This window comes from Thalassolituus sp. UBA6592 (genome assembly GCF_002433655.1).
Classification (GTDB): domain Bacteria; phylum Pseudomonadota; class Gammaproteobacteria; order Pseudomonadales; family Oceanobacteraceae; genus Venatoribacter.
Map to the genome: position 1 here is coordinate 1 of NZ_DJIO01000122.1, position 10,287 is coordinate 10,287.

Consider the following 10,287-nt stretch of genomic DNA (forward strand, 5'->3'; position numbering starts at 1 on the left):
CTGGCTGAAGCTGCTGATGGCGGACGATATCGGTCCAGAAGCACTGCGCAATACCGATACTACCAAGGCCATTCCACCACTTTACGGTGCGTTGCTGAAGAATGAGCAGGATGTGCAGTTACTGGAAAAACTCGCCTTTATGAGCCGTCGCAAAGGTTAATCCTATGCTGATCGATTTTTTTCAGACTGTCCGCCGGGCGAAGGTGCCGTGCTCAGTCCGTGAGTATCTGGACCTCGTTGCTGCGGTTAAAGCGCATCTGGCTTTCGCCAACCTCGAAGAGTTTTATGCGCTGGCGCGTCTTTGCCTGGTTAAAGATGAGAAACATTACGATAAATTCGATAAAGCGTTTGGCGCCTATTTTCGCGGACTGGATGATCTGCCGGACTTTATGGCGGAAGCCAATATCCCGGAAGATTGGATGCGCAAAGAATTTGAGCGTCTGCTGTCCGAAGAACAGATGGCCAAAATTGAGTCCATGGGCGGTCTGGACAAGGTGTTGGACGAATTTAAAAAGCGCCTGGAAGAGCAGAAGAAACGCCACCAGGGCGGCAACAAAATGATTGGTACCGGTGGTACCTCTGCCTTCGGTGCCAACGGTTATAACCCGGAAGGCATCCGCATCGAGCAGGGCCGTTCACGGCATAAGAAGGCGGTGAAAGTCTGGGATCAGCGCAACTACAAAGACCTTGATGACAGCATTGAGCTGGGTATCCGTAACGTCAAAGTAGCCCTGCGTCGCCTGCGCAAGTTTGCCCGTCAGGGGGCTGTAGAAGAGCTGGATATGGACGACACCATCAGCTCGACGGCAAGAAATGCAGGTTTTCTTGACATTAAGATGGTGCCAGAGCGCCATAATGCCGTTAAAGTGCTGCTGTTTTTCGATATCGGCGGCTCAATGGACCCCCACGTACGGGTGTGTGAGGAGCTGTTCTCCGCTGCGCGGACCGAATTTAAGCATATGGAAACATTCTACTTCCATAATTGCCTTTACGAGTCCGTGTGGAAAAACAACATACGGCGCATGAATGAGCGCACGGATACCTGGGATATCCTGCGCAAATACGGCCCGGATTACAAAGTAATCTTTGTCGGTGATGCTATGATGGCGCCTTATGAAGTCAGCCACGTTGGTGGTAGTGTTGAACACTGGAATGAAGAGCCCGGTGGTGTGTGGATGCAACGCATGGCGGATCACTACGATAAGCTTGTGTGGCTGAATCCGGCACCGGAATCCTACTGGGGGCAGGGCGGATCATTGGGGATGATCCGGACCATTGTTGACGATCATATGTATCCGTTGACACTGCAGGGGCTGGAAACCGCCATGCGTGAACTCAGTAAATAACCGAATGGCATGTTAATGCCAAATGAAGTATCGGTAGCTTTGACAGGATAATGTACCGATAAAACGGCATGGATGCCCGATAACTAAAATGTAAATAGGGCGTCAGACCCATGTTGGTCCTGGGGAATGCCGGCTTGCCGGCAATAGCAGCACAGCTGTGCGTGTTCAAAGCGCTGCGCATGCTTGCCATAGTCATCACAATCAGTTTGCTCTCTGTGCCCGTTCGTTCACAGGAAGGATTACTGTATCTGCGTAAAGGCCCAGGGTCAGCGTTTCCTGTTATCTCCGAAATCTCATCGTCCGAGAATATTACTGTCGTCGCCAGTCAGACCGGCTGGGTGCTGGTACGCAGCGCGCGTTTCGAAGGCTGGATTCCTGTGGCGCAACTGGAAGCCGGTGCCGGGCGCAGTGAAGCCCAGGTATGGTCGCTGAGTAATTCAGAACGTCCAGGTCCGCTGCAGATTGAGGCCGGCGCCAGTACGGCCTCAATGCTCGTGCTGGGAATTTCCGCTCCGGTTAACACTGATACCCGGATCGCCCTGCGCTATGAGCGGCAGAATAATGGTGAAGAGCAGGTTCAGCTCTGGACTCTGGGGGCAGAGAAGCAACTGAGTTTCGGTGAACATTTCCGCTGGTTTGGTTTTGCCGGCATTGGCACAGGCAAAGCCAACAGTGATTCTGATTATTGGGATGACGACAACACTGAAGTCAGTAGTGGTTTGACCAGCTTCTCGACCGATCTCGCCTGGCGCGCCGATCGCCTGCTCGACATCCGCCTGCGGCTGCAATATCAGCAGGCCTTTGATGCGAAAAACGGCGGTCATCCTTCCGCCGCGTTAATCTGGAATTTTAATTTATGAGCCGTTTTCTGATCAGCTCACTGCTGTTGCTTGGCAGTGTGTATTCCTTCGCTGAAACGACCGATATTTACGCCCCGGAAGTTAAGCGCGCCGGTATTTCTGCGCAGGAATCCTATGAAAAACGACGCGGCGCCTGGGGCTTTGGTCTGGGCTATCAGTCGCGAGATCATCTGGAAGCATCCCTTACCTACAACCTGACAGCCCGCTGGTTTGCAGGTGAACGCTGGTATCTGCTGGGGGAATATCAGCATTCTCCTCTGAGTAATGATGCCGTCAGTGATGATAACAGTATTGAACTGGAAGAAGACGAAAGCTCGAATCTGCTGGCTTATGGTCTGGGTTATACCTTTATGCAGGGTTCTGCAGGTTTCAATGGCACACAGGCGTTTCCCTGGCAGTTAGCTGCAGAGGTGTATCTGGGTGAACAATCAACCGGCGACACAGACGGCCGCTATTCCGCATTAGGTTTGTCGTGGCAGATTGTCGATCCGGATTTCTGGGTGGCCGCAGGCTGGCGCATTTATCAAAGCGATGATAAACGACTGGAAGACCTTGGCATGAACAGGGGAGCGCAATGGGCGTTATATTTCGGCTCCTATTTCTGAGTGCCCTGAGTGCCTGTTCATTTGCCGACGACAGTCTGCTGGCACCGGGACAGAAACTGAACGATTTCAGCTGGCCATCGGCATTTAATAACCTGCCCGGGCAGCGTCTGGCAGAGCAGATCGGTCATCCCGTTATGTTGATCTGGACGGACGACTGTGACCGTTGCGAAGAACAGCTGGTGCGTTATCAGAACCTTGCTCTGGGGTATCAGGGAAAGGGGTTGGTGAGCTGGGTGGTGTGGACGCCGGACGGTCAGGACTTACCACCCACGATGCGCATTCCGGTGCTGAAGGCCGATCCTGACTGGCGCACTGGCTGGCAATTTGAATCCAGGCCCGCTGTGATGCTGATTAACGCCGCCGGTGAGCTCGATAAACTGATTATTGGCAGATTGACCGATAATTACCGCGAAACTGAAAAAACATTAGCAGACTGGATGGCGCAGAACGCCAGGCAGAAACCTTGAGTTGAGGTACTTATGAAATATCGGGTTTTAACAGCAATTATGCTGACTCACGCTCTGGCACAGTCAGCTTTCGCAGCTGACGACGCGGCAATGGCGGCAGATATTTCGGATGTTAAGCGTTCCGTACTGGAATTGAACAAGGACCTGTATGAACTGGAGGAATCATTATTGAGCCCTTCGGTTATGCGGGCTGAATTATATTTTTCACTTAATAACGGCCACTACTTTGACCCTCTGTCGGTGGAAGTAACCGCTGAAGGCATGAAAACCGTTCAGCATATTTACACGGAACGCCAGATTGACGCGCTGAAAATGGGGGCGGTGCAGCCTCTTGCTGAGGTGAATCTCGGTCCGGGTAAACACACAGTGAAAGCGGTTGTCCGTGGCAAAGACGCGGCAGGTCAGCCAAGAGAGCTGATCGTTGAAAGGGAAGTGGAAAAAAAGGACAAACCGCTGTTGCTGGAAATCGTTGTGGCAGATGACAGTAGTCTGCAAAGTGCCCGTGCATCGCTGCGCTTCTGGTAATCCGGAGAATATTGTTTGTCTGTTTTAATCCGGCTTGTTATTGCATCACTGTTACTGTCGGCTGGCTGGTGCGCCAGCGCATCGGCAGCAAAGGACGTGTCTGATATTGCAGTGGTTAATCTCACCACAGACTATCAGTCTGCGCAGGTCCGCCTGAAGCGCGGGGCTTTTTATTACCATTACTATAACAGTGAATATCAGAGCGCACTGAACACGCTGGCGCAGTTGCAAGCTGTTGACCCAGCGTCAGAAAACGACAATGAACTGCGGCTGATGCATGCGGCGGTATTGTTATCGCTGGGGTTAACGGAAGACGCGCAGCGCCTGTTCGCTTCTGCTGGTGCAGGTAAGGCGACGGCTAATGCCTGGTTTTATCTGGCGCGCGCTTTCTGGCTGAACAGTCAGTGGCAGGCGGCGGGAGATAGCGCCGCAAAAGCCTTGTCCTGGGTAAATAATGATGCATTTCTGGCAATTTATTCCGGACCGCTTGCGGCGGATTATCTTGATGAAGCCAAATTCCTTTTGGTCAGCAGTCTGGCCGCGCAGGACAAAGTAAAAGAAGCAGAAAAACAGCTGCAAAAGATGCCCGCCCGCAGTATCTGGACGGGATTAGCACGCTACAACCTGATTATTGCTCATATCCGTCTTTATACGCCCGGCCCTGCCATTGAGTCTCTGGTTGAAGAGGCTGTTTATTATTTACCCGACACCGGAGAAGCGCACAATTTACGTGACCGAATTTATCTGGTGGGGGGCATTAATGCACTGAATGCGGGTAAAACCAAGCAGGCTACGGATCATCTGAAGCGTATCAGTCTGGACAGTATTTTTACCGCGCCGAGCTTATTGCAGTATGGCTGGGCGTTGGCTGAGCAGCAGAATTATCAGCGCGCAATGCAGCCGTGGCGTTTGCTGCAGGATAATTATCAGCCGTTTCATCCGGCAGTCATGGAATCTCTGCTGGCAGTACCCCATGCACTGGAATTGCTGGATGCCAGGACACAGTCACTGCAGGCTTATGAAGCCACTGAACTGCGTCTGCAGGAAATGCTTACCCGCCTGAGTGAGCAGGGTAGTTCTGCAGCAGTTCGTGACTGGCTCAATACCTGGTTGCTGCAGCAGGATGAAAACTGGGGCTGGCAGCGTACCGTTACCACTGATATGCCGGACGGAGAACTCTCAGCTATCGTTCAGGGGCTGCTGGATAATCCTCAGTTCGTGGCACTGATCTCACAGCTGCATGATTTACATGCTATGCACAATGCCTTGCTGCAGCAGCAGGAAAATATGACGCTGTGGGCTGATACCATTAAACGCCGTCAGGATGTTCTTGTTCAGACTAATGGTCCGGCACGGCTGCAGGCGATGCAGCAACAACAGCAGGCGCTGACACAACGAATACTTGCGCTGAGCGCTCAGCTTGCAGAAGAAGACAGCAAAATATTTGCCTACGCGTCGGAAGAAGATAAAGCCAATGTTGAGCGTCTGCAGAATGTCGTGCCCCGCATTCGTGGGCTGCAGCAGTTAGCCACGCCAACCCGTAATGTTGACCAGTATGCTGAACGCTGGCGCCGCGCGCGCGGGCTGCAATTGTGGGAAATTTACGAAAATACCCCTCAGCGTCGCTGGGACGTAAACCAGTCCTACTGGCAATTGCAGACTGAGAGTATGGCGTTATTGACGCAACTCAATCACGCCCGTGAAGCGCTGGTCTGGGCGGACAGTTCCTGGCAGGGATTTCCGCAGCGTATCGCAGCAGCTCAGCTACGTATTCAGGATTTGTTGCAGCGCACTGATGAGCGGCTGGAGCAGACTCTGCAGTTAACGGCAAATATGACGGAAGACTACCTGTCGTCGCTGCAGCAGAGAATCACCGATTATCAGGGTCAGGCGCGTTTATCCATCGCCCGTCTTTATGATGATGCGTTGCAGCAGAGCCTTACCGCAGCCGATGAGGCCGATCCGGACGCAGTGACGGAAGACGTTCCTGCAAAAGACCAGAATGCAGAAACCGACACGGATGACGCAGCCGATACCAGTGCTGCAGCATCAGACAATCACGGGGAGGTGGCTGGTGAATAAACGCCTTATACCGACTTTATGTTTGTCTGTTAATACTTTTTCTAGGTCGCTTGCGCTGATCGCAGCAGCGGTCGTTGTTACCGGATGTAGCCTGGTATCACTGCAGGAAAATACCGCAGGCACACTGGAATCCATTGACGATGTGCGGATACGTCTGCAGCCTGATGAGCCGCTGAAAACAGATCATCAGCAGGTGCTGGAAAAATATCAGGCGTACCTTGATGTGGCCGGCGATGCAGAAATGCGCGTACGTGTCTCTCACCGGATGGCGAATCTGAAATTACAATCGGAAGAACTGGCGCTGGATAATGGCGCTGTGCTGGTTGCTGATGGAAGTGATGTGGCTGGGACTATGTCCGAGCAACGCGTGGCAATGGCATCCATCAGGGATTACGAAGCACTGTTAAAAGCGCATCCCGATCGTGATGATAACGATGCCATGCTCTATCAGCTGGCAAAAGCCTACAGTATCGCCGGTAAACCCTATCTCGCCATTGCTACGCTGGAGCAGTTGACCGAAGAATATCCGCGCTCAGAATATTATCTCGAAAGCGAATTTCGCCTCGGGCAGATGCTCTATGCGGCCGGTGACTATGAAGCAGCAGAAGAGGCTTATCAGCGTCTGATCGACTTCGGCGCTGACGGCAACAGCTATTACGTCAGTGCGCGTTATCTGCACGGCTGGAGCATATTTAAACAGGATCGTCTGCAGGACAGTCTGCTGGCTTTTACGGCTTTGCTTGACGAGGAATATCCGGACGCCGACAGTCTGCAGCAGGCCAGTGGTGGCAGCCTGAATATGCTCAATGATGTTGTGCGTATTATGGCGATTATGTTCGACGAACTGGGTGATTGGCAGCAGATTGCTGCCTTCTACGATGAGCACGGTCAGCGCCATTACGAATATCTTCTGTATGATCGTCTGGCCAGTTACTACTACGAAAAAAATTATTACAAAAGTGGTGCCTCAACCCTGCGTGCATTTGTATTGCGGTATCCGGACAGCATCCTGGCGCCTACTTATTACGAGCGCCTGATTGACGGTTATAAAACGGCGGGTTATGCCAATCTGGTGCGTAAACACAAAACCCTTTATATCGGCATGTTTGGCGTTGGTTCAGAATACTGGTTGAGACATAACGATGCTGTTCAGCAAAGATTGCGTCCATCTTTATCGGAATATATCTGGGATCTTGCTGGCTTCTGGCACGCGTGGGGCCAAGGCGCCGACAACAGCAAAGATAAGCGTGAACGGCTGCTTGAGGCAGAGAAATGGTATGCGGAATATATCCGCAGCTTCCCGCATGCGGATGATACCGTAAAGGCGCATTTCCTGTTGGCGGAAGTTGCCTTCCAGTTACAGGATTATCCCCTGGCGAAGGATCATTACGAAATTGTGGCCTACCAGTATCCGCAGTATGAAAAAGCAGCGGAAGCTGGCTATGCGGCGATTCTGTCGTTTAATAAATATAAGCCAACTGCGCAGGAGCAGGACAGCTGGCGGCAGGGTACGGTTGCCAGCGCCATGCGTTTTGTGCAGGAATTTCCTCAGGATGAGCGCGCCGGTACGGTACTGGTGAATACTGGCGAGATGTTGCTGAAGAACGGCTATTATTCTCAGGCGTTAAGAACCTCGCGACTTGCTGTTCAGTATCAGGATGATCTGTCACCGCGTTATCAGTATGGTGCTGCTTTGGTTCGTGGCCATTCTGCCTTTGAAGCCGGTTATTACGCAGAAGCTGAGCAGGCTTTACTGGATGCACAAAGCTATAAAGACATTAGCCGCAAACAGCGCAAAGATCTGCGTGAAAAAGTGGCTGCCAGTATTTATAAGCAGGGTGAAATCGCACAGCAGCAGGGCGATCTGGAAAATGCCGTATATCACTGGCGTCGCATTGCCGACGTAATTCCGGAAAGCGATACCCGCATTATTGCTGAATATGACTCGGCAAATATTCTGATGCAGCTGAAGGATTACGATCAGGCAATCGATGTATTGCAGGCATTCCGTCAGCAATATCCTGAGCATAAATTAAGCAAAGATATTCCATCTAAGCTGATCGTCGCTTACGAAGAAAAAGGCGAATGGCGCTCTGCGGCATTTGAGCTGCAGCGTATCTGGAAGAACGGTGACGATGCGGAGCAGCAGCGGATTGCCTGTTTCCAGTCGGCGGAATATTTTGAAAAAGCCGGTGATACCGATAACGCCATCGTGATGTACAAGCGTTATGCGCATTCCTACAAGCGCCCGTTTGATGCGGCTATCGAAGCGCACTACAAACTGGATCAGATTTACGCAGCTCAGGGTGATGAAGAAAAGCGTCGTTACTGGCTGGATCAGATCATCACTCTGAATAATAAAGCCGGTAAAGATCAAACCGACCGGTCACGTTATCTCGCAGCTGGTGCGGCTTACGAGCTGGGCGAATTTGAGCGTAAAAAGTACGAACAGATTGCTCTGACGCTGCCGTTGGATAAAAGCATCACAGCCAAAAATGCGGTGATGCAAAAAGCGTTGAAGCGTTACACCCAGTCGGTAAAAACCGGCGTGCAGGAATACACTACATCGTCTACTTACCGTATTGGCGAGCTGTATCGCCAACTGGCCCGCGGCCTGATGGATTCTGAGCGCCCAGGTGGTCTGGATGAAGTGGAACTGGAAGAATACGAGTTTCTGCTTGAAGATCAGGCATTCCCACTGCAAGAAGCCGCCATTCAGGTTCATCAGACCAACGCTGGCCGTACTTATGACGGCCTGTACGATCAATGGATTCGTCACAGTTATGAGTCACTGGGAATACTGATGCCCGGACAATACGACAAACACGAAAAGGCAGTGAGCTATGTTGAACAGATTCGCTGAGCAGCTGAGTCACGGGCTTATTTTATTGGCAGCAGTGGTCGTTCTGCTGTTGCAGGGCTGCAGTATTTCCCAGCCAAAGCCACAGGTAGCAGATACCGCCGCGCCTGAAGAACAGCCAATCCCGGAAGCATTAACGGCAGCTTATCAGCAGGGGCTGGAACTTTTGCAGGATAAGAAATATGACGAAGCTCTGGTGCACTGGCAGGGGCTGGCAGAAGAGTACCGTCAGTTCCCCGGCTGCTGGAGCAATCTGGGTATTGCTCAGTTTAATAATCAGGCTTACGAAGACAGCGTAAAGAGTTTCGATCAGGCGCTGTCCATCGACAGCAGTTTTTGTCCTGCGCTGAAAATGAAAGCTTTGGCAGAGCGTGAGGCCGGGCACTTTAAAAAGTCTGAAGAAACCTATCTGAGTGCCTTACAATGTGCACCGGGCGATGCCGACGTGCATTACAACCTGGGCATTCTTTACGACCTTTATATGCAGGATCTGGCTAAAGCGCTGGAGCATTACCAGCAGGCGGCCGCATTAATGTCACAGACAGATGAAACACTGGCGATGTGGATTACAGATCTTGAGCGGCGTAATGCGGAGCAGATGGCGGGGGATGATTCATGAGTCGATTTAAGACAATCTGCCGTCTGCCAATTCTGCTGTGGGCATTTTTTATTTCTGCCGTGCAGGCTGAAGACGTTATTCGTCTGGAAGGTATATCCATTCAGGGTAACAGCCAGGAACCGAATGTTATGTATATTATGCCGTGGAGTGCGCCGCCGGGTACGGGACGACTGTATCAGCCGATCAGCAGTTACCGGGACCAGTGGTTGCAACCCACCGACCGCGACCGGTTAAACCGCGAAATGCGTTATGCCGGACGCTACCTGGCGAAAGAGCCGGAGGCCGGGGCATTAAATGAACAGACATCAGATCAGCGGGCAACTGATCAGTAATCGTTTAACAGGCAGTCTTAAGGCTGTTTATATAACCAATAAGGTGGCATACATGGCTGCCGGAAATGATATTCAGGGGAAGTAACTATGGATTCAATTATTCGTTTTTTTCAGGAAGGCGGTGCATTTATGTATCCCATCGCCATCGTTATGGCCATTGGTCTGGCCATTGCGGTAGAGCGACTGCTGTTCCTGATGAAAGAAAAAAGCAGCAACCGCAAAGCGTTTGAAGATATGCTGCCAATGCTGCAGAAACGCGATCTGCGCAACGCCCTGAATTACGCCAATACATCCGGAACTAAAATCGGCAATATTTTTTCTGCAGCCATTGCCCGCATTCCTGGCAGCCAGCGTCGCGAAGAAATTGAGTACGCGCTGGAAGAAGGTCTGATGGAAGCCATTCCACAGCTGGAAAAACGTACCCAGTACGTTGCTACTCTGGCAAACATCGCAACCCTGATGGGCCTGCTGGGTACCATTATGGGTCTTATCGCCGCCTTTACCGCGGTTGCCAATGCCGCACCCGCTGAAAAAGCAGCGCTGCTGTCTCAAAGTATTTCTGTGGCCATGAACACCACAGCCTTCGGTCTG

General features: G+C 51.8%; 10 protein-coding genes and 1 pseudogene. All 11 read left to right on the plus strand.

Going from position 1 to position 10,287, the window contains the following annotated elements; translation table 11 throughout:
• A pseudogene (locus B2Z72_RS11455) lies at positions 1–160 on the plus strand (ATP-binding protein); the annotation flags it as partial.
• A 4-nt stretch (positions 161–164) separates the two neighbouring features.
• Positions 165–1,346, plus strand: a complete 1,182-nt coding sequence (locus B2Z72_RS11460; protein WP_296983597.1) for a vWA domain-containing protein — start codon at positions 165–167, stop codon at positions 1,344–1,346.
• A gap of 215 nt (positions 1,347–1,561) precedes the next feature.
• Positions 1,562–2,206 (plus strand): SH3 domain-containing protein, encoded by a 645-nt coding sequence (locus B2Z72_RS11465; protein WP_296983598.1) that lies wholly within the window; start codon positions 1,562–1,564, stop codon positions 2,204–2,206.
• Entirely contained in the window at positions 2,203–2,811 is a 609-nt protein-coding gene (locus B2Z72_RS11470; RefSeq protein WP_296983599.1) for a hypothetical protein, read from the plus strand. Before B2Z72_RS11465 ends, B2Z72_RS11470 begins: the two co-directional genes overlap by 4 nt.
• Entirely contained in the window at positions 2,781–3,278 is a 498-nt protein-coding gene (locus tag B2Z72_RS11475; protein ID WP_296983600.1) for a hypothetical protein, read from the plus strand. Before B2Z72_RS11470 ends, B2Z72_RS11475 begins: the two co-directional genes overlap by 31 nt.
• Before the next feature lie 12 nt (positions 3,279–3,290).
• Complete coding sequence (locus B2Z72_RS11480) at positions 3,291–3,803, plus strand: hypothetical protein (RefSeq protein ID WP_296983602.1); 513 nt, start codon at positions 3,291–3,293, stop codon at positions 3,801–3,803.
• A 96-nt stretch (positions 3,804–3,899) separates the two neighbouring features.
• On the plus strand, positions 3,900–5,885 hold the full coding sequence (locus B2Z72_RS11485) for a tetratricopeptide repeat protein (RefSeq protein ID WP_296983604.1): 1,986 nt from the start codon (positions 3,900–3,902) through the stop codon (positions 5,883–5,885).
• Positions 5,886–5,907: 22 nt separating this feature from the next.
• Entirely contained in the window at positions 5,908–8,748 is a 2,841-nt protein-coding gene (locus tag B2Z72_RS11490) for a tetratricopeptide repeat protein (protein WP_296983605.1), read from the plus strand.
• Positions 8,729–9,364, plus strand: a complete 636-nt coding sequence (locus B2Z72_RS11495; protein WP_296983606.1) for a tetratricopeptide repeat protein — start codon at positions 8,729–8,731, stop codon at positions 9,362–9,364. The genes B2Z72_RS11490 and B2Z72_RS11495 overlap by 20 nt, the downstream gene beginning before the upstream one ends.
• Complete coding sequence (locus B2Z72_RS11500) at positions 9,361–9,696, plus strand: hypothetical protein (protein ID WP_296983608.1); 336 nt, start codon at positions 9,361–9,363, stop codon at positions 9,694–9,696. Before B2Z72_RS11495 ends, B2Z72_RS11500 begins: the two co-directional genes overlap by 4 nt.
• Before the next feature lie 87 nt (positions 9,697–9,783).
• On the plus strand, positions 9,784–10,287 hold a 504-nt coding region (locus tag B2Z72_RS11505; RefSeq protein ID WP_297004851.1), incomplete at its 3' end, for a MotA/TolQ/ExbB proton channel family protein.

What these genes read in the sequence shown, in the direction of transcription:
- B2Z72_RS11500 (WP_296983608.1), top strand. Translation starts at nt 9,361, where the DNA reads ATGAGTCGATTTAAGACAATCTGCCGTCTGCCAATTCTGCTGTGGGCA.
- B2Z72_RS11460 (WP_296983597.1), top strand. Translation starts at nt 165, where the DNA reads ATGCTGATCGATTTTTTTCAGACTGTCCGCCGGGCGAAGGTGCCGTGC.
- B2Z72_RS11470 (WP_296983599.1), top strand. Translation starts at nt 2,203, where the DNA reads ATGAGCCGTTTTCTGATCAGCTCACTGCTGTTGCTTGGCAGTGTGTAT.
- B2Z72_RS11475 (WP_296983600.1), top strand. Translation starts at nt 2,781, where the DNA reads ATGGGCGTTATATTTCGGCTCCTATTTCTGAGTGCCCTGAGTGCCTGT.
- B2Z72_RS11480 (WP_296983602.1), top strand. Translation starts at nt 3,291, where the DNA reads ATGAAATATCGGGTTTTAACAGCAATTATGCTGACTCACGCTCTGGCA.
- B2Z72_RS11495 (WP_296983606.1), top strand. Translation starts at nt 8,729, where the DNA reads ATGTTGAACAGATTCGCTGAGCAGCTGAGTCACGGGCTTATTTTATTG.